The sequence below is a fragment of the Pleomorphomonas sp. T1.2MG-36 genome (assembly GCF_950100655.1).
Taxonomy (GTDB): Bacteria; Pseudomonadota; Alphaproteobacteria; order Rhizobiales; family Pleomorphomonadaceae; genus Pleomorphomonas.
The window spans coordinates 291,653-308,567 of the sequence record NZ_CATNLY010000051.1; the positions used below are offsets into that span (position 1 = coordinate 291,653).

The 16,915-nt window shown below is 66.3% G+C and carries 19 protein-coding genes; 15 read left to right on the forward strand and 4 right to left on the reverse strand.

Annotated elements, in window-relative coordinates; translation table 11 throughout:
• Nucleotides 1-6 precede the first annotated feature (6 nt).
• Nucleotides 7-1,608 (forward strand): hypothetical protein, encoded by a 1,602-nt coding sequence (locus QQZ18_RS20610; protein ID WP_284542862.1) that lies wholly within the window; start codon nucleotides 7-9, stop codon nucleotides 1,606-1,608.
• Nucleotides 1,609-2,097: 489 nt separating this feature from the next.
• Here QQZ18_RS20610 and QQZ18_RS20615 read toward each other — a convergent pair whose 3' ends face one another.
• Nucleotides 2,098-2,577 (reverse strand): carboxymuconolactone decarboxylase family protein, encoded by a 480-nt coding sequence (locus QQZ18_RS20615; protein WP_284542863.1) that lies wholly within the window; start codon nucleotides 2,575-2,577, stop codon nucleotides 2,098-2,100.
• A gap of 128 nt (nucleotides 2,578-2,705) precedes the next feature.
• Between QQZ18_RS20615 and QQZ18_RS20620 the strand changes: the two genes are divergently transcribed.
• From QQZ18_RS20620 to QQZ18_RS20655, 8 genes are all read left to right on the forward strand, one after another.
• Nucleotides 2,706-3,641 carry a LysR family transcriptional regulator gene (locus QQZ18_RS20620; RefSeq protein WP_284542864.1) on the forward strand — a complete coding sequence of 312 codons (936 nt, stop codon included), beginning with the start codon at nucleotides 2,706-2,708 and terminating at the stop codon, nucleotides 3,639-3,641.
• 120 nt (nucleotides 3,642-3,761) lie between these two features.
• Complete coding sequence (locus tag QQZ18_RS20625) at nucleotides 3,762-4,409, forward strand: TetR/AcrR family transcriptional regulator (protein ID WP_284542865.1); 648 nt, start codon at nucleotides 3,762-3,764, stop codon at nucleotides 4,407-4,409.
• Nucleotides 4,410-4,434: 25 nt separating this feature from the next.
• Nucleotides 4,435-5,148, forward strand: a complete 714-nt coding sequence (locus QQZ18_RS20630; protein ID WP_284542866.1) for a glutathione S-transferase family protein — start codon at nucleotides 4,435-4,437, stop codon at nucleotides 5,146-5,148.
• Between the two features lie 101 nt (nucleotides 5,149-5,249).
• Entirely contained in the window at nucleotides 5,250-5,660 is a 411-nt protein-coding gene (locus QQZ18_RS20635) for a DUF3224 domain-containing protein (RefSeq protein ID WP_284542867.1), read from the forward strand.
• Entirely contained in the window at nucleotides 5,657-6,241 is a 585-nt protein-coding gene (locus QQZ18_RS20640) for a GNAT family N-acetyltransferase (protein ID WP_284542868.1), read from the forward strand. The genes QQZ18_RS20635 and QQZ18_RS20640 overlap by 4 nt, the downstream gene beginning before the upstream one ends.
• Nucleotides 6,234-6,659 (forward strand): NAD(+)--rifampin ADP-ribosyltransferase, encoded by a 426-nt coding sequence (gene arr, locus QQZ18_RS20645; RefSeq protein WP_284542869.1) that lies wholly within the window; start codon nucleotides 6,234-6,236, stop codon nucleotides 6,657-6,659. Before QQZ18_RS20640 ends, arr begins: the two co-directional genes overlap by 8 nt.
• 57 nt (nucleotides 6,660-6,716) lie before the next feature.
• Nucleotides 6,717-7,199, forward strand: a complete 483-nt coding sequence (locus QQZ18_RS20650; protein ID WP_284542870.1) for a VOC family protein — start codon at nucleotides 6,717-6,719, stop codon at nucleotides 7,197-7,199.
• Nucleotides 7,200-7,208: 9 nt separating this feature from the next.
• Entirely contained in the window at nucleotides 7,209-7,847 is a 639-nt protein-coding gene (locus QQZ18_RS20655; protein WP_284542871.1) for a glutathione S-transferase family protein, read from the forward strand.
• A 106-nt stretch (nucleotides 7,848-7,953) separates the two neighbouring features.
• On the opposite strand, the gene QQZ18_RS23845 is transcribed toward QQZ18_RS20655, so the two are convergent.
• Nucleotides 7,954-8,193: an HTH-like domain-containing protein gene (locus QQZ18_RS23845; RefSeq protein WP_446728692.1), complete on the reverse strand. Its 240-nt coding sequence runs from the start codon at nucleotides 8,191-8,193 to the stop codon at nucleotides 7,954-7,956.
• Nucleotides 8,194-8,470: 277 nt separating this feature from the next.
• Between QQZ18_RS23845 and QQZ18_RS20660 the strand changes: the two genes are divergently transcribed.
• Genes QQZ18_RS20660 through fhuB form a run of 3 tightly spaced genes read left to right on the forward strand, consistent with a single transcriptional unit; the run spans nucleotide 8,471 to nucleotide 12,110 of the window.
• Nucleotides 8,471-9,238, forward strand: coding sequence for an ABC transporter ATP-binding protein (locus tag QQZ18_RS20660; RefSeq protein ID WP_284542872.1), 768 nt, complete (start codon nucleotides 8,471-8,473; stop codon nucleotides 9,236-9,238).
• A gap of 11 nt (nucleotides 9,239-9,249) precedes the next feature.
• Nucleotides 9,250-10,128, forward strand: coding sequence for an iron-siderophore ABC transporter substrate-binding protein (locus tag QQZ18_RS20665; protein WP_284542873.1), 879 nt, complete (start codon nucleotides 9,250-9,252; stop codon nucleotides 10,126-10,128).
• On the forward strand, nucleotides 10,125-12,110 hold the full coding sequence (gene fhuB, locus QQZ18_RS20670) for a Fe(3+)-hydroxamate ABC transporter permease FhuB (protein WP_284542874.1): 1,986 nt from the start codon (nucleotides 10,125-10,127) through the stop codon (nucleotides 12,108-12,110). Before QQZ18_RS20665 ends, fhuB begins: the two co-directional genes overlap by 4 nt.
• Before the next feature lie 159 nt (nucleotides 12,111-12,269).
• Here fhuB and fhuF read toward each other — a convergent pair whose 3' ends face one another.
• Together fhuF and QQZ18_RS20680 are read right to left on the reverse strand one after the other, a co-directional pair.
• Nucleotides 12,270-13,031 (reverse strand): siderophore-iron reductase FhuF, encoded by a 762-nt coding sequence (fhuF, locus tag QQZ18_RS20675; RefSeq protein ID WP_284542875.1) that lies wholly within the window; start codon nucleotides 13,029-13,031, stop codon nucleotides 12,270-12,272.
• Between the two features lie 96 nt (nucleotides 13,032-13,127).
• Nucleotides 13,128-15,200, reverse strand: coding sequence for a TonB-dependent siderophore receptor (locus tag QQZ18_RS20680; RefSeq protein WP_446728695.1), 2,073 nt, complete (start codon nucleotides 15,198-15,200; stop codon nucleotides 13,128-13,130).
• A gap of 538 nt (nucleotides 15,201-15,738) precedes the next feature.
• Between QQZ18_RS20680 and QQZ18_RS20685 the strand changes: the two genes are divergently transcribed.
• The 3 genes from QQZ18_RS20685 (at nucleotide 15,739) to QQZ18_RS20695 (ending at nucleotide 16,868) form a co-directional block, all read left to right on the forward strand.
• Nucleotides 15,739-15,951: a ribbon-helix-helix domain-containing protein gene (locus QQZ18_RS20685; protein ID WP_284542877.1), complete on the forward strand. Its 213-nt coding sequence runs from the start codon at nucleotides 15,739-15,741 to the stop codon at nucleotides 15,949-15,951.
• Nucleotides 15,945-16,316 (forward strand): type II toxin-antitoxin system VapC family toxin, encoded by a 372-nt coding sequence (locus QQZ18_RS20690; RefSeq protein ID WP_284542878.1) that lies wholly within the window; start codon nucleotides 15,945-15,947, stop codon nucleotides 16,314-16,316. Before QQZ18_RS20685 ends, QQZ18_RS20690 begins: the two co-directional genes overlap by 7 nt.
• A gap of 267 nt (nucleotides 16,317-16,583) precedes the next feature.
• Nucleotides 16,584-16,868, forward strand: a complete 285-nt coding sequence (locus QQZ18_RS20695) for an HlyU family transcriptional regulator (protein ID WP_284542879.1) — start codon at nucleotides 16,584-16,586, stop codon at nucleotides 16,866-16,868.
• Nucleotides 16,869-16,915: the final 47 nt, after the last annotated feature.

Genomic DNA, 16,915 nt, shown 5'->3' on the forward strand with positions numbered 1-16,915 from the left:
GAGACCATGACGACATTTGCAGTCCGCCTGATGGGCGGAGCCGGACTGGCGTGTCTTGCCTTGACCGGTGGCGCGTTGGCGGGGGAAGCGGTCAACGCCGGATCGCCGGCGCCCGAGTGCGCGGCCGACATCCACTACGATCAGAATGCCAAGGGCTGGCCCGGCTACTTCGCCGACGACCCCGATGGCCGGCACTGCGTGCCGTTCACGGCGACCAACCAGTTGGTGCCCGACGGTTCCCAGGGCGATTATTATGTCGACGCCTTCACCGACGCCAAGGTGCGCGCCGCCTGGGCTGCCTGCGTCGAGAAGGGCCCCGAATGCGCCGACCCCGTGCGCGCGCGGCTCAAGACCTTCGTTCGCGCCCCCTTCGCGGCCACGGGAACGGTGAACCCCACGGGCAAGATCGATCCGGATGGCGATGTCGATCTCAACGACATCCGCCGCCCGAAGTTCTTCGGCGAAGGGCCCTATTCGGAAAAGATCGCCGAGGTGGACGACCGGACCTCGATCGTCGAAATCGAGGTTCCCACCGAGCGCTACGAGCACGAGGCGCTGAACGTCGCGCCGTCGAAGACCTGGAAGCTGCGCGGCTGGTACATCGAGGGCAAGGGCGTCGAAGATGGCGAGGGCAAGCTCGTCCGGCCGCTCGCCATCCTGGTCGGCGGCCGCTCCATCGAAACGACGGCCATCCACGACCCGAAGGACGACAAGGTCTGGGTGTTCAATGCCGAGAAGGGCACCTACGACACCGCCAAGTTCCCTGGCAGCACCGAGGTCTGGGGCTCCATCCAGTGGCGCGAGTATCTGCGCAAGCTGAACGAGGCCGGCTTCGACGTGCTGACTCTGGATAAAAGGGCGCACGGCATTTCCGGCGGGCTCGACACCTCCAACACGGTCGAGCAGGCGCGCGACCTCTTCCGGGCCGTCGATGCGCTGGAAACCGGCAAGGGCCTGCGCATTGCCCGCCCCGACGGAACCGTGCTCAGCGGCGACGCGGCGGCCGGCATTCTGATGGCCGGGCAGAAGGCCAAGAACGTGCCGCTGCTGATCGGCGGCGCGTCGCAGGGCTCGATGGTGACCGGACACGCCATGTACCTCAACTTCGCCTGCGACCGGGCCTTCGAGGAGGCCGACGAGGCCTGTGGCGCGCCGCTCGGCTACAACGTCAGGGCCGGCATCGCCCTGGCCGAGTTCGTCCACGGCGTCGGCTACACGCCGCGCGTGCTGATCGAAGGGGCGCTGCGCAGCGAGTACCGCATCGCCTACGTTCCCACCGGCGGGATTCTCGGCAGCATCCCAAAGTGGCCGGCGGTGTTCCTGGGCCGTGGCCTCTGGGACATGGCCGGGGGCCTCGAAGGCGCGCTCGCGGTCTACGACCGGGCAACGGGGCTGAAGGAGATCGCCGTGGTGCGCGGGCCGCACGCCGAGGGTGCTGCCGGCCCGGAAAACGTCGCCCACCTGCAAGACCGCATCGTCGCCTTCTCGAAGGCGGTGATCCACGGCGACCGCGAAGTGCCCGGTGCCGCCAAGGTGGCCAACCTCAGGGATCTCGTGCTGTCGGCTCCCCCTATCTGGGAAGCATCGATGCAGCCCGGCGGAAACTGAGCGGGCGTGACACTACAGCCGGGGTGGCTCCGCCCCGGCTCTTATCTGCGACGAGAGGATCCAGGGACACTGGAACGCGGAGGTTCATGCCGGCTTGCTTTTGGAGCGCGATATTTGCGTTGCGCTCCATTCTGCCCGAGGTCCTCGCTTTCGCAAGGATGACAACTTGATAGAAAGGGGAAACAGCTGGAGTGCTGCCATACAGCTCGATGCCGCATGATCGGCAAGCGTTGCGAATGCCGGCGCGATGAAAGAGGATCTCCATCTAACCGATTGTCATTCCTATATATAATTCTGTCATCCTTGCAAAAGCCGCTTGAATTCGCGTGCGAATTCAAGGTGTACCTCGGGCAGAATGAAACAATCGGCCGATATCATGCTCCAAAAGCAAGCCGGCATGAACCTCCACGCTCCAACACCCCCGGATCCTCTCACCGCTGATAAGGGCGTGCCATACCGCGCCGGCTGTGAGTTGCGTGCCCCCCCGCGTCAGCTGAGGCCCGCCTTGTCGAGGCCATAGAGCTTGTCGGCCGAGCCGGGCACCGCCCTGAAGGCGATGGCGACACGGTTCCAGGCGTTGATGACCATGATCGCGAAGGTCAGGTCGGACAGTTCCTTCTCCGAGAAGTGGCTGCGCGCCTCGTCGAAGAGCGCGTCGGGAATGCCGCCTTCCGGCAGCCGGGTCACCGCCTCGGTCCAGGCGAGGGCGGCGCGTTCGCGCGGAGCGAACAGGTTCGATTCATGCCAGATGGCGACGTGGTGGAGCCGCAGCTCGCTCTCGCCGTGGATCTTGGCCTCCTTGACATGCATGTCGAGGCAGAAGGCGCAGCCGTTGATCTGCGAGGCGCGGATCTGGACGAGATCGTGCAGCTTCTGCTCGATGGCGCCGCCCTTCACCGCCATGCTGAGGTCGGACATCTTCTTGAGCAGTTCGGGGGATTGCTGGGCGTAGTTCAGGCGCTGGGTCATGATCGTCTCCTTGATCAAGGATATGCGTTATCCTTATGGATATTTAATATCCGTAATCTCTGGACGGTAAAGCCGTTCCGTCATACGCTCGGCGAATAAGGCCTATGTCCGGGACGAAGAGGACGGAGATGGACATCGTTGGCACGCTCAGGACGTTCCTGCGTGTGGTCGAGACGGGATCGTTTTCGGCCGCCGCCCTTGACCTCAAGCTGACGCAGCCAGCGGTTTCCCGGCAGGTTTCGGCGCTCGAGGCGCACCTCGGCCAACGCCTCCTCAATCGCTCGACCACCGCGCTGGCGCTCACCCCCGAGGGCGAGCGGACCATTCCGATGGCGCTCAAGGTCATCGAGGCGGTGGATGCGCTGGGCGAGTCCACCGGTCCGGCGGGAACCGTCTCCGGCAAAGTGCGGCTTTCCCTGCCGGCGCCGCTGGGGCTTTTCGCCAGCGAGCGGATCGGAGCGCTTCTCGACCGTCATCGGGAGCTTCAGGTCGAACTGCTGTTTCGCGAGGATCCATCGGATCTGGTCGGGGAGGGCATCGACCTGGAGGTCCGCCTCGGCCCCGTCCATGATGCCGGCCTGATCGGCCGCAGGATCGGCTGGACCACCGCCTATCTGGTCGCGGCGCCGGCCTATCTCGCAAAGCGCGGGGCTCCGAGAACGCCGGACGATCTCAACGGTCATGACTGCATCTGCTACAGGCGCGGCGGCGACGGTTCCTCCTGGCTGTTTTCCAATAGGATGGAGGAGTTGGCCGTGCGGGTCGCGCCTCGCCTCGTCGTCGACAGCGCGGTTGCCGTTCACCGGGCCGCGCTCGCCGGAAGCGGCCTCACCATCCTTTCGCACATCCTGGCAGTGCCCGACATCGAGAGCGGCCGTCTCGTCTGCCTGATGCCGGATTTCCCGCCGGCCCGCCTGCCGCTCAATCTGGTCTATCCGTCCCGCCGCAACATGCCGCTGCGCGTCAGGACCGTCATCGACTATCTCGTCGCTGCGATGCGAGATGACCCGCTGATGGCGTCCTCTCCGGCATCGGGCGCGCGTCTCCGTGCCGGGACCGATTGAGCCAACCGGCTCGCGGACCCGGGGGCTCCCCGCACCAGTGGTTCACGCTACCTTGCGAAAACTCGCAAGGTTGTCGCGATACCGACTAGTTGGTATGTCTCGTTGCAAGGAGGCGAGGCGATGTTCAGGCTGGCTGCGAAGATGGATGCCCGGGCGAAGCTGTTGGATGCCGCGCTGTCGGTGATCCGCCACAAGGGCTATTCGGCCTCGACGGTGGACGAGCTCTGCGCGGCGGCCGGCGTCACCAAGGGCGCTTTCTTCCACCACTTCAGGAGCAAGGATGCGCTCGGCGTCGCCGCGGCGGACCACTGGTCGGAGACCACCTCGGCGCTGTTTGCCGAGGCGGCCTATCACCGGCACGACGACCCGCTCGACCGGGTCCTCGCCTATGTCGACTTCCGCAAGAGCCTCATCGCCGGCGGGGTGCCGGACTTCACCTGCCTCGTCGGCACCATGGTGCAGGAAACCTACGAGACGGTGCCGGAGATCCGCGACGCCTGCGACCGCAGCATCAGCGGTCACGCGGCGACACTGGTGGCCGACATCGAGGCGGCGATGGCCGAGCGGGGCATGGTGACGACCGGATGGACGGCCCAGTCGCTGGCCCTCCATACGCAGGCGGTCCTGCAAGGCGCCTTCATCCTGGCCAAGGCCAAGGGTGGGGCGGAGGTGGCCAAGGACAGCGTCGACCATTTGCGGCGCTACATCGAGCTGCTGTTCGGCCGGGTGCCGGCCGGCCAGCCGGCGCGGAGCTCGGCGAACGCCTGACACGGCCGGGCCGTTCAGGGCGCTCATGGCCGCTTCACTCTTGATGCTCGCTCCGGAACACATCGCCGGCGCCGATGGTTTGACCGATGAACGGGAGGACACGACGATGCGGCTCTACTGGATCAAGGCCCAGGCTCCCCGGCGCGTGCTGGCGCTGATCAAGCACCTCGGCCTCGACGTCGACTGCGTCGAGAAGAACCTGATTGCGGGCGAACTTGCCGCGCCCGACTACGCCAGCCTCAATCCCAACAGGAAGGCGCCGACGCTGGTCGACGGAGACTACGTGCTGTGGGAAGCCAGCGCGATCATGGCGCATCTCTGCATCCGCGCCGGCTCCGACATGTGGCCGGCCCACGCGCCGGCCGAACAGGTGGAGGTGCTGCGCTGGCTGTCCTGGTGCGACAGCCACTGGTCGCCGGCGGTGGCGCCCTATTATTTCGAGCACGTGGTGAAGGCGACCTTCGGCGTCGGCCCGCCAGACGCCGATGCCTTGAAGGGCAAGGCGGAGGCGGTCAGGCGATATGCCGCCGTCCTCGACGGGCACCTTGAGCGGCACGCCTATGCCGCCTGCGACCGGCTGACCATCGCCGACTTCCAGCTGGCGTCGATGGCAAGCTATTGGCGGATCTCGGCCATGCCGCTCGAAGACTATGCCAACGTGACGGACTGGCTCGACCGGCTGATGACGCTCCCCGCCTGGGCCGATCCCTGGCCGGGGAAGTCTCCTGACAGGGGCTGACGTGCCCCGGTTGATTTATGACGATTCGTGAATGTATCTTGCCGGACCCCGAGTAACTGTTTAAGGGGTTATGACAGCTATCTGAAATCACGGAGGCGCTCATGAGAGTCCGTGGAACATTCAAAGCAAGCGATTTCAAACCCACATCTGTGGTCCCGGTTCCTCCCATCTCGACGGCCCTGCCCGTGAGTGTCTCAACGATCACGAAGACCTACATGGGTGAGATCAGCGGGCAGTCGGCATCGCTGTTCACCTCGGCCTTCGACCCCGCCCTCGGCATCGGCACCTATGTCGCCATGGAAAGCTTCGAGGGCAGCGTCGCCGGCCGGGCCGGCAGCGTCAACTTCCTGCATTCGGCTTCCACCACCGGGCGGGACAGGGCGAACGAGTTCTTCGCCATCGTCGAGGGCAGCGGCACCGGCGACCTCAGGGGCATGACCGGCAGCGGCGGCATCGCCATCGATCCCGACGGCACGCACCGCATCTGGTTCGATTGCGAGTTCGCGCCGTGAGGCCATCGGCGGCCGTGTTGCGGACCGCCCGCATGACGCTGGCGCCCTGCCGCCCCGACGACGCCGCCGACTTCATCGGCCTCGAACTCGATCCGGAGGTGATGCGCTTCCTGAACGGCGGCGCGGTCGATCACGCTGCAACCGATCCGGAGACGGCGGCGTTTCTGATGCCCAGGGGGACCGAGCCCTACGTCTGGACGGCCCGCCGGACGGACGGCGATGCGTTCGTCGGCTGGTTCTGCCTTTTTCCGGAGGACGAGACGCTGGCCGAACTCGGCTATCGCCTGCGCCGGTCGGACTGGGGGACGGGCCTCGCCTCGGAAGGGGCACGGGCGCTCGTCGCCTGGGGGTTCGAACACGGCGGCTACGAGCGGATCGTGGCGTCCACCATGGCGGTCAACCTCGGCTCGCGCCGGGTGATGGAGAAGATCGGCATGAGGCACGTCCGGACCGACTTCATCGACTTTCCCGACCCCATTCCGGGCTCGGAACACGGCGACGTTCAATACGAGATGACGCGAAGCGAGTGGCTTGCCTCGCTTGCTTCCATCCATCCCGCAAAAGGAGATGCCAGTGACTGACAAGACGACGACTGACAAGACGACGTCCGAACCGTTTTATCATGGAACGCGCGCCCAGCTGAACGTCGGCGACTTCATCAGCGTCGGGTTCGGGTCGAACCACGGCACGGGGAAGCCGCTGTCCTGGGTCTACTTCGCCCAGACCCTGGAGGCCGCCATCTGGGGCGCCGAGCTGGCGGTCGGCGATGGGCCGCAGCGGATCTACATCGTCGAGCCCACGGGCGACTTCATCGACGATCCCAACCTGACCGACAAGAAGTTTCCAGGCAACCCGACCAAGTCCTACCGCTCGCGCGAGCCGCTTCGGATCGTCGGCGAGGTGACCGAGTGGGAGGGGCACTCGGCCGAACGGCTGCAGCAGATGCGCGACGGTCTCGCGCGCCTCAAGGCGGAGGGGCGGGACATCATCATCGACTGACGGCAGAGCGATGAAAGCGCCGCCCGCGATGGGCGGTCGAGAGGAGGAGGAACCACCATGACCGATCTCGTGACGTGCCTTTGGTTCGACCATGGCGAGGCCCGCAAGGCGGCGGAGTTCTACGCCGCGACCTTTCCCGACAGCCACGTCGGCCGCGCCATGGCCGCCCCCGGCGACTACCCCGGCGGCAAGGAGAAAACCGAGCTGACCGTGGAGTTCACCGTGCTCGGGCGGAAGTTCGTCGGCCTCAACGGCGGCCCGGTGTTCACGCCGGACGAGGCGGTGAGCTTCATGGTGGTCACCGAGGACCAAGCGGAGACGGACCGCTACTGGAATGCCATCGTCAACGGCGGCGGCGCCGAGAGCGAGTGCGGCTGGTGCAAGGACCGCTGGGGCTTTTCCTGGCAGATCACGCCGAGGGTGCTGCTCGACCTGACCGCCGGGCCGGACGCCGCCAAAGCCAAGCGTGTCTTCGACGCCATGATGACCATGCGGAAGATCGACATCGCAACGCTGGAAAAGGCGGCGGCTGCAGCCTGAGGAGGACGGATGATCCCGACCATCACCGCCTTCGCGCGGTCGCCCGACGGCGGCCGGGGTCTTGCGCGCGACATGCGCGTGCGTTGGGCGCTGGAGGAGACGGGCCAGCCCTATGAGGTCAGGCTCGTGTCCTTCAAGGCCATGAAGGAGGCCGGCCATCTGGCGCTCCATCCCTTCGGCCAGATCCCGACCTTTGAGGAGGGCGATCTCGCCCTGTTCGAGACGGGGGCGATCGTCCTCCACATCGCCGAGCGTCACCCGGGCCTGTTGCCCGGGGAGCCGAACGCGCGGGCGCGGGCGATCGCCTGGATGTTCGCGGCGCTCAACACGGTGGAGCCGCCCATCCTCGACCGGGAGACGACGGCGCTCAGCGAACGCGGAGAAACCTGGGGCGAGGCGCGCCTGCGCCTCACCGAGGACCGCATCCGAGTTCGCCTCACGCAGCTCTCGGTCCGGCTCGGCGACGACTGGCTCGACGGGCCTTTCAGTGCCGGCGACCTCCTGATGGTGTCGGTGCTGATGCGCCTCGGACCACCCATTCTCGACGAGTTCCCCAATCTCGCGGCCTACGTGGCGCGCGGCCAGGCCCGCCCCGCCTACCAGCGGGCGTTCGAGGCGCAGCTCAGGGTGTTCCGGGAGGGGACGTGAAGGGCGATCAGCCCTTCGGTAAGTGTATGTGCACCTAGAGTTGGGGAAGCCGGCGGTGCCCACATTACTGGTCGGATATGGCGGCAGCCCTACTTTGAGCCCGATTTCATAGGCGAGCGACATCGAGCCCAGCGGTCTCGAGGCGCGCAGCAATTTTCCTCATCTTGGTGAACTCGGCACCGAATGACTCTCCTATCCCAAGGCCGGCGCAAAATTCCCGTCCAGTAAGTCCCTCGAGAAAAGCCGCATACTTGATAACCTGAATGTGCAGCTCGGCGACGTAGGCGTTGCGTGGTGACTCGTTAAGGGCGGTCCTGATCCTCGCGTAAACTTCTTCGATTGGCATGGTTCCCACCTCCGATTGGGTGTGTATGCCTGATATTTGTGATTTAAGCAATATGCTTTGATAATTTCAATATTTCACTGTTGAGACCCACTTCCAATCGTTCTCTCCATCTGCCGAGTGCCTTGCCGGTGACGGCAAATTTAGGATCATTCTGATGTTTGCGCCGCACGGCGAATAAACTTGACTCAACTTATCAACTTTGAGATTGGCGAGGGAGTGGCCCGCCTCGCCGGGCCGCGGTCGGCGCGTTGCCGACCGATGGTCAAGGGATAAGCGCGTGTTCTCCGTCTCCAACCTCGACGTCGCCATCGCGGGCACCCCACTTCTTCAGGATATCTCCGCCGCCTTCGCACCGGGCGAGATGATCGGCCTGATCGGCCACAACGGATCTGGCAAGTCGACGCTGGTCAAGGTGCTGGCCCGCCAGATCTCCCCGTTCGGGGGATCGGTGACCTATGGCGGCCGGCCGATCGCCGCCATCGATCCGCGCGCCTTCGCCAAGGAGGTCGCCTACCTGCCGCAGCACGGCGGCGACACCGGCCAGATGACGGTGCGCGAGCTGGTCGCCTGCGGCCGCTACCCCTGGCACGGCGCCCTCGGCCGGTTCAGCGCGGAGGACGCCCGGGCGGTCGAGGAGGCCATGGCGCGGACCCACGTCGACGGCCTCGCAGGGCGGATCGTCGCCACCATGTCGGGCGGCGAGCGCCAGCGGGTCTGGCTGGCCATGCTGGTGGCGCAGCACAGCCATTTCCTGCTGCTCGACGAGCCGACGTCGGCGCTCGACATCGCCCATCAGGTGGAGGTGCTGACGCTGGTCCGGGCGCTCGCCCACGACAGCGGCCTCGGGGTGATCGTCGTGCTGCACGACGTCAACATGGCCGCCCGCTTCTGCGACCGCATCCTGGCGCTGAAGGGCGGCCGGCTGCTGATCGACGCCGCGTCGGACACCATCATGAACCGGGCGCTGCTCAAGGAGATCTACGGCGTGAACATGGGCATCACCCGCCACCCCGAGCTCGACATGCCGCTCGCTTACGTCGGTTGATGAGGCTGGATATGCGATCCCTTTCACGACGGAGCCTGCTGGCGGCGGCCGGCGCAAGCCTCTGGATGTCAGCCCGTGCCGGCGCCGGGGAACAGAGGATCGTCAGCCTCGACTACGGCCTTTCCTCCACGCTTCTGTCGCTGGGCCTGACGCCGGTCGGCATCGCCGGCGTCGCCGACTGGGGCAAATGGGTGGTCGAGCCGCCGCTGCCGCCTGGTATCGCCGACGTCGGCGACGCGCTGATGGTCAACCGGGAGGCGCTGACCGCCCTGTCGCCGACGCTGATCCTGTCGACGCCCTATCTCGACGGTCTCAAGCCGATGCTGGAGACGATCGCGCCCGTTCTCAGGCTTTCCGTCTATGACGCCAGCGGCGGGCCGGTGCTGCCGAAGGCCGCGGCGGCGACGCGCCAGCTCGGCGACCATCTCGGCCGACGCGTCGAGGCCGAAGCCTTTCTCGACCGCGCCGAGCGGCATTTCGACACGTGCCGCGAGGCGGTGCGGGCGGCCGGCGCGCCGCCGGTGGCGGTGATCAGCTTTCTCGATGCGCGGCACGCCCGCATCTACACGGCGCCGGGCCTGTTCGACGATACGCTCGGCCGCATCGGCATGCGCAACGCCTGGCCCCAGGGCGGGCAATACTGGGGCTTCGACACCATCGGCATCGAACGGCTGACCGAGATCGACGCGCCCGGCGCGCATCTGATCGCGCTCGAACCCCTGCCGCGCGAGGTGCTGCCGACGCTGAGCGACAGCCCCATCTGGTCGAACCTCACCTTCGTACGCGAGGGCCGCTTCGCCGTGCTCCCCATCACGCTGATGTTCGGCATGATCAACGAGGCGATGCGCTTCGCCGGCCAGATGGCAGACTATGCGAGGCGGGTGACATGAGCGTTTCGGTTCCTCTCTCTCCGGTCCGGCTGAGGCATCCGGCACCCTTCGCCATCCTTCTGCTGGCGCTGGCCGGCTGGCTCGCCTGGCTGACGATGGCGCCGCTCCTCGCCGCTTCCGGGCAGTCGCCGATCAGCGGTCTTCTGCTGACGAACGCGGCCCTGCCCAGGCTGGCGGTGGCGCTGCTCGCCGGGGCCGCGCTCGGGCTGTCGGGTGCGCTGTTCCAGTTCGTCCTGAAAAACCCGCTGGCGTCGCCCGCCACGCTCGGCGTGTCGGCGGGCGCCAATCTGGCGCTGGTCGTCGCCATGCTGTTCGCGCCCGCCCTGATGGGTCTCGGGCGCGACGTCGTGGCGCTTGCCGGCAGCGGCATCGCGGCGGCCGTCGTGCTGCGCCTCGGTGCGCGGCGCGACTTCTCGCCCTTCGTGCTGATCCTCGCCGGCCTCATCGTGTCGCTGTGGTGCGGCGCGCTGGCCGCTATCCTGATCCTGATGAACGACCGCTATCTCGCCGGCCTGTTCATCTGGGGCGCCGGCTCGCTGTCGCAGCAGAGCTGGCAGCCGGTGCTGTCGCTCGCCCCCAAGCTCTTGGTCGCCGCCGTGCTCGCCGGGCTGATGCTGCGGCCGCTGGCGCTGCTCGAGGCGGGCGACGCGACGGCGGCGTCGCTTGGCGCCCGCGTGCCGCGCCTGCGCTTCATGGCCGTCGCCATCGCCGTGGTGCTGGCGGCGCTGGTGACCAGCACGGTGGGTGTGATCGGCTTCATCGGCCTCGTCGCGCCGGCCATCGCCCGCCTCACCGGCGCGCGGCGTCCGGCGGCGATCCTGCTCTGGTCGGGCGTGTTCGGCGCTGGCCTGCTCTCGGCCACCGACGGGCTGGTGCAGTGGATGGCCGGCGGCATGAAGGACTTCGTGCCGACCGGCGCCGTCACCGCCGTCATAGGCGCGCCGCTTCTTCTGGCCCTGCTCGGCGGGTTGAAGGCGCGCCACCGGCCGCTGCCGGCGGCCCGTCCGCAGATGCTGGCGGTACGCGCCGAGCGGTGGGGCAGGGCGCGCTGGGTCGTGCTGTCGCTCGGGTTCGCCGCGCTGCTGGCCCTCGCCCTGTTCGTCGGCCGGGCGCCGCTCACCGGCGGATGGAGCCTGCCGCCGCTTGAGGTCATCGACGATATCCTGGCGCTGCGCCTGCCGCGCGTCGTCGCAGCGCTGGCGGCCGGGGCCATGCTGGCGGTGGCCGGCGTCATCCTGCAACGGCTGACCGGCAACGAACTCGCCAGTCCGGAAGTGCTGGGCATCAGCGCCGGGGCGACCGTCGGCGTCACCGTGCTGCTGTTCGTCGCCGCCGTGCCGACGCTGCCGCTCCAGCTTCTCGCGGCCTCGCTGGGTTCGCTCGCCGTGCTGGCCGCCATCTTCACGCTGGGCTTCGGAAAGCGCTTCGAGCCGGAGCGACTGTTGATGGCCGGCGTGGCGCTGAGCGCGCTGGTCGACGCGATCTGCGGCGTCATCGCCGTCAATGGCGATCCCCGGGCGATGATCCTGTTGCGCTGGATGAGCGGCTCCACCTATTCGGCCGATCTGCCCTTGTCGCTGACGGTGCTCGGCAGTGGTCTCGGTCTGGCCGTCGCCGCTCTCGCCATGCGGCGCTGGCTCGACATCCTGCCGCTCGGAACCGAGACGGCGTCTGGCGTCGGCATCGATCTCGGCCGCGCCCGCTTCCTGCTGTTCCTGGTGGCCGGCATCCTCTCCGGCGCGGCGACGCTGGCCGCCGGTCCCCTCAGCTTCGCCGGGTTGATGGGGCCGCATATCGCCCGCGAACTGGGGCTGAAGCGGGCCGGTTCGCAGATCGTCGGTGGGGCGCTGGCGGGAGCCGGCATATTGGTGCTGGCCGACTGGGCCGGCCGCAACCTTGCCTTCCCCTACGAGATGCCGGCCGGCCTGGTGGCGGCGCTGATCGGCACGCCGCTGTTGCTGGCGCTGATCCGGCGCGGATGAACCGAAGCAATCTCAGCAAAAGTGGGAACCGGTTTTGCGGCCGAGATTGCGTTTTTACAAAAGGATGAAGCAATCTCAGCAAAAGTGAGAACCGGTTTTGCGGCCGAGATTGCGTCTTAACAAAAGGATAGAGCGTCCGGTGATTTTCACCGGAACGCTTTAGGCCCGTCCCTGCGGCAGCGGGCAGGTTTCCCCGCAGCCGCCGATGCCCGGCAGCATGTAGCGCAGGCAGCAGATCTTGCGCTGCGATTGCACGGAGCCATCGGCGACCGGCATGCGCTTGATCGACCCGTGCAGCGGATTGTCCGTGCCGTCGGTGAGCGGGTACTTGGCGAACAGCTCAAGCCCCTCGGCGTCGTCGTTGTCGGGGTCGAGCGCGCGGGCGATCCAGTCGATGTAGCCGGCGGCGTTGCACCAGAGAAGGCGCGGCGACAGGCGGCAGTGACCGCTCATGAAGGCGATGGCCGGGCGGAGGTGATCCTCGATCATCGGCCGGAGGGCCTCGCTGGCCCGGAGACCGGGCACGACCGTGCCGGTGCCGGGCAGCACGAAGGCCTCCGGCAATCCCGTGTCGGGCGCGGCGATCATCCCGATGTCGTCGAGCGTCAGCGGCAGCACCAGGCCGAGCCGTCGCCACAGGACGATCGGGGCGATGGCGAGGGTCGAGAAATAGTAGAGCGACCACAGCGACGCCACGGCACGCCGGTCGCTGTCGGGGTAGCGGGCCAGAAGCGGAGCGAGCGCGTCGTCGAGGCCAGCGGCGGTGAAGAGGTCGCGACAGGCGACCGCCCCGCCGCCCGGTGGGGCGACGAGGCGCAGCTTGCCCGTGAGATAGCCGGCCAGCGCCGGTTCGGCGCTGGCCAGCAAGGCATCCAACTCGCCGGTCATCTGGAAAGCCAATTCGCGAAGATGCTGACGCATCCGCTCATTGAACCCATTGCCGATTTCTCATTTGCATCAGGGACATGAGAAATCGGCAAGCGGAATACCAAGCCGCATTTGCAATGCATCTTGGTATTACCAGCTGTATTTCAGGGTGCCGAACACGGCGCGGCCGTCGCCGTAGAAGTCGGTGCCGTAGTAGGAGGTGGCCACGTATTTCTCGTTGAAGATGTTGGTGGCGTTGACCTGAAGGGTGACGTTGTCGGTCATCTTGTAGGCGGCCATGGCATCGAAGACGACGCGGGAGGGAACCTTCAGCGTGTTGGCCGTGTCGCCCCAGGTCGAGCCGACGTAGCGGGCGCCGGCGCCCAGGGTCAGGTCGCCGAAGTTGCCGCTGCCGGGGATGGTGTAGTCGAGCCATACGGAGGCGAGATGGCTGGGCACCCGCTCGGGCGTGTTGCCGACGAGGCTGCCGTCGCCGTCACGGGTGATCTCGCCATCCCAATAGGAGTAGGCGAGCGTGGCGTTGAGGCGGTCGAACACCTCGAACTTGCCTTCCAGCTCGACGCCGCGCACCCGCACCTCGCCGATCTGCCGCTGCACGGTGTGGGTATCGTTCCACGAGGGAACGTTGGTCTGGGTGAGATCGAAGACGGCCAGCGTGAACAGGCCCTTGAAGTCCTCCGGCTTGAACTTCAGGCCGATCTCGTATTGCGTGCCTTCCTGGGCTTTCAGCGATCCGCCGACGGCGTAACCGTTGGCGGTGGGCGCCACCAGCGGCTGGAAGGACTCCGAATAGTTGGCATAGGCCGACAGCCCCGGCGTCAGGAGGTAGCTGGCGCCGAGCCGCTTGGTCAGGGCGTTTTCCGTGCCGTGGTCGCTGGTGCCGCTGTCGACATAATCGGCGGTGCTGTCGACATGGTCGTAGCGGAGGCCGCCGGTCAGCGTCAGCCGGTCGAACAGGGTCAGCTCGTCCTGGGCATAGAGGCCGAGGGCGCTCTGCTTGACGTGCCAGTTCACGTAGGGACCGGTGGTGATGCAGGTAAGGCCGCAATAGATGGGGTTGTAGATGTCGAGCGGGCCGGCCGTGCCGTAGACGATGGTCTCCCTGGTGTTGTCGTAGGTGAAGTCGGCGCCGACCAGAAGCTTGTTCTCGGCGCTGCCGATGCGATGATCGTATTGCAGCTGGTTGTCGATGGCGAAGCGGTTGGAGGTGCCGTCGACACCGAAGGAGGTGCGGTCGGCGGTGGGATCGGCCGAGGCGCCATAGACCTCCTTGTAGTCCAGTCCGACATGCGAATAGCGGGCGTTCTGCCGGAAGGTCAGGCCGTTGTCGAACCGGTGCATGAACTCGTAGCCGGCGTCGGCCTGGTTGGTGTCGAACGCGTTGAAGTCGGGCTCGCCCAGGAAGGTGGCGGTGTCGAGGCCGGGAACGCCATGGGGAATGCCGCGGGCCGGCGAGCCGTTGCGCTTGGAGTAGTTGGTGAGGAGCGTCAGGCTGGTGTTGGCGTCGGGGCTGTAGGTCAGTGCCGGCGCGATGTAGAGGCGATCGTCACTGGAGTAGTCGTAGCCTACTCCGTCGGACTTCTGGCCCTTCATGGTGATGCGGTAGGCCCAGGGGCTGTCGGGCGACAGGGCGCCGCCGATGTCGAGGCCGGTCTCGAAGTGGTTGTCGGTGCCGAACGTCGCGTAGACCTCGCCGAACGGCGTCGCGGTCGGCTTCTTGGTCACGGCGTTGATCAGGCCGCCGGGGCCGTTGAGGCCGAACAGCGTCGAGGTCGAGCCCTTCAGCACCTCGACCCTCTCGAGCCCGTAAGGATCGAGCCGCGCGGCGGTGAACCAGGCTGGAATGCGCGCCGGCAGGCCGTCGCGGTAGGTGCCGAGCGAGGTCTGGTCGAAGCCACGGATGCGGAAGTAGTCGTAGCGGTCGTCGGAGCCGAACTCGTCGACCGACACGCCCGACGTATAGGAGACGGCCGCCTGCACCGACTGGGCGCCGCGCGTCTCGATCTCCTTCTCGGTGACGACGGATACCGAGTTGGAGCTCCTGAGGATCGGCGTGTCGCTCTTGGTGGCGCTCTGCGACGTGGTCGAGACGATCGACGTTGCCGGGTTGTCGCCCGTTCCGGTCTCGACGACGATCGGTTCGAGATCGGCGGACGACGTGCTGCCGGCGGATTGGGCGAGGGCCGGCGCCGCCGCGAGCATGGCGATGACGGCGAGGCTCGACCCGGTGAACAGAACGGCGGCGCCGCGGGCGGCGGTGGCCGACCGGGACGGGTGATTTGCTATGGCTCGAAGCATGGAGCCCCCCTTCAAGTGCCGGACATCCGCCTGCGGATGCGCGGTTAATATGAGTCAATAACTCCACTTAAAAGGGGCAAGGAAAGGCAGTCAACGCGAAAGCGCGTCTTTAGATACGTTTTAACTTTGTGGCCGGGTCTGTCCACAAATGTAGATTTGGAATAATTCGAATTTATGGACGAATAAGAGCGCTATGGTCGCGAATCCATCGAAGATGAGGTCGCTCGCGTCTGGACGTCTTATTGTACGGCCCACGATAAAGCTTGGCTCTCCGCACTCTGATGGTTGGGGTGGCATCTTGCCGGCTGGGAAATTTTGTCTTTTGCGGCGACCTGGTGAAGCGTGGATATGGCGTTCGGGAGTCTCGGTCTCCGAGGGGAGATGCCATCTTGAAGCGTCGCGACCGAATGATATATGATATGCATATCAGATGGAGATGGTGATGCGCGCGCTGGTGGATATTCCGGACGACATGGTCGAGAGGCTGAATGCTCTTTCGCGAGAGAAGGGTGTCTCCAGGGCGTCGCTGATCAGATCGGCGCTCACCCGCCTCGTCGACGAGGCGCAGATCGGCGATGTCGATGCGGCTTTCGGCCTCTGGCGCGGCGGTGAGGACGGTCTCGCCTATCAGGAACGGATGCGGTCGGAATGGTGAAGCCGCTGTTCGATAGCTGCATCCTGATCGATTACCTCCAGAGCATCCCCGAGGCCCGTGAGGAACTGAAGCGCTACGACCGAAGCGCCATCAGCATCGTCACCTGGATGGAGGTGATGGTCGGCGCGGATGCCAGCGTGGAAGCGGCGACGCGGGCCTTTCTCTCGACCTTCGAGACGATCGGCGTCGACGCGGACATTGCCGAGCGAGCGGTAGCCATTCGGCGGGAGCGGCGCATGCGGCTGCCCGACGCCATCATCAAGGCGACTGCCGATGTGGAGGGCGCGCTGCTCGTCACCCGCAACAGCCGGGACTTCCCGCCCGACATGCCCGGCGTCAGAATCCCCTACGGGCTGAAGGGGTAGAAGCGCCGCTCGCAGGGAGGCCCGCATATGCCGCTCGCTCTACCTTCCTGAGGTCCTGCGCCTACGCGCAGGATGACGAAATTATATAATTAAAACATATACATAGAATGTCTTCCTGCGCAGAGGCGCAGGACCTCGGCCAGAAAGAGGCGAGAGATCCATTAAGGGCGTCAGTGTCCTGTCCATCGCGGGCGGAGCCGCCCCTCCGCCTTGCCCTCGTCCGTTTGCGGCCTTATTGCTGGGAGACCCACGAAACGGAGGAAGCCCATGTCGTTCCTGAAGAAACTGTTCGGCCTCGGTGGCAGCGCGCCGGCGGCGGAAAAGCCGGCCGAGACGCAGGATTACAAGGGCTTCAAGATCGCCGCGACGCCGTTCAAGGACGGCGGGCAGTGGCAGCTCTGCGGCGTCGTCAGCCTGGAGGAGAACGGCGTCACCCGCGAGCACCGCTTCATCCGCGCCGACAAGTTCTCCGACGCCGACCAGGCCAAGGAAATGGCCTTCGAAAAGGGAAAGCTGATCGTGGATCAGCTCGGCAAGTCCGTCTTCGACTGAGAGCCTAACCCGAAACTCTACTGGAGCGGGCATCTGGCTTAGTTTTC

Coding starts and splice junctions, on each gene's coding strand:
- QQZ18_RS20610 (WP_284542862.1), top strand. CDS start 7: ATGACGACATTTGCAGTCCGCCTGATGGGCGGAGCCGGACTGGCGTGT.
- QQZ18_RS20615 (WP_284542863.1), bottom strand. CDS start 2,577: ATGACCCAGCGCCTGAACTACGCCCAGCAATCCCCCGAACTGCTCAAG.
- QQZ18_RS20620 (WP_284542864.1), top strand. CDS start 2,706: ATGGACATCGTTGGCACGCTCAGGACGTTCCTGCGTGTGGTCGAGACG.
- QQZ18_RS20625 (WP_284542865.1), top strand. CDS start 3,762: ATGTTCAGGCTGGCTGCGAAGATGGATGCCCGGGCGAAGCTGTTGGAT.
- QQZ18_RS20630 (WP_284542866.1), top strand. CDS start 4,435: ATGGCCGCTTCACTCTTGATGCTCGCTCCGGAACACATCGCCGGCGCC.
- QQZ18_RS20635 (WP_284542867.1), top strand. CDS start 5,250: ATGAGAGTCCGTGGAACATTCAAAGCAAGCGATTTCAAACCCACATCT.
- QQZ18_RS20650 (WP_284542870.1), top strand. CDS start 6,717: ATGACCGATCTCGTGACGTGCCTTTGGTTCGACCATGGCGAGGCCCGC.
- QQZ18_RS20655 (WP_284542871.1), top strand. CDS start 7,209: ATGATCCCGACCATCACCGCCTTCGCGCGGTCGCCCGACGGCGGCCGG.
- QQZ18_RS23845 (WP_446728692.1), bottom strand. CDS start 8,193: ATGCCAATCGAAGAAGTTTACGCGAGGATCAGGACCGCCCTTAACGAG.
- QQZ18_RS20665 (WP_284542873.1), top strand. CDS start 9,250: ATGCGATCCCTTTCACGACGGAGCCTGCTGGCGGCGGCCGGCGCAAGC.
- fhuB (WP_284542874.1), top strand. CDS start 10,125: ATGAGCGTTTCGGTTCCTCTCTCTCCGGTCCGGCTGAGGCATCCGGCA.
- fhuF (WP_284542875.1), bottom strand. CDS start 13,031: ATGCGTCAGCATCTTCGCGAATTGGCTTTCCAGATGACCGGCGAGTTG.
- QQZ18_RS20680 (WP_446728695.1), bottom strand. CDS start 15,200: ATGCTCGCGGCGGCGCCGGCCCTCGCCCAATCCGCCGGCAGCACGTCG.
- QQZ18_RS20685 (WP_284542877.1), top strand. CDS start 15,739: ATGCGCGCGCTGGTGGATATTCCGGACGACATGGTCGAGAGGCTGAAT.
- QQZ18_RS20690 (WP_284542878.1), top strand. CDS start 15,945: ATGGTGAAGCCGCTGTTCGATAGCTGCATCCTGATCGATTACCTCCAG.
- QQZ18_RS20695 (WP_284542879.1), top strand. CDS start 16,584: ATGTCGTTCCTGAAGAAACTGTTCGGCCTCGGTGGCAGCGCGCCGGCG.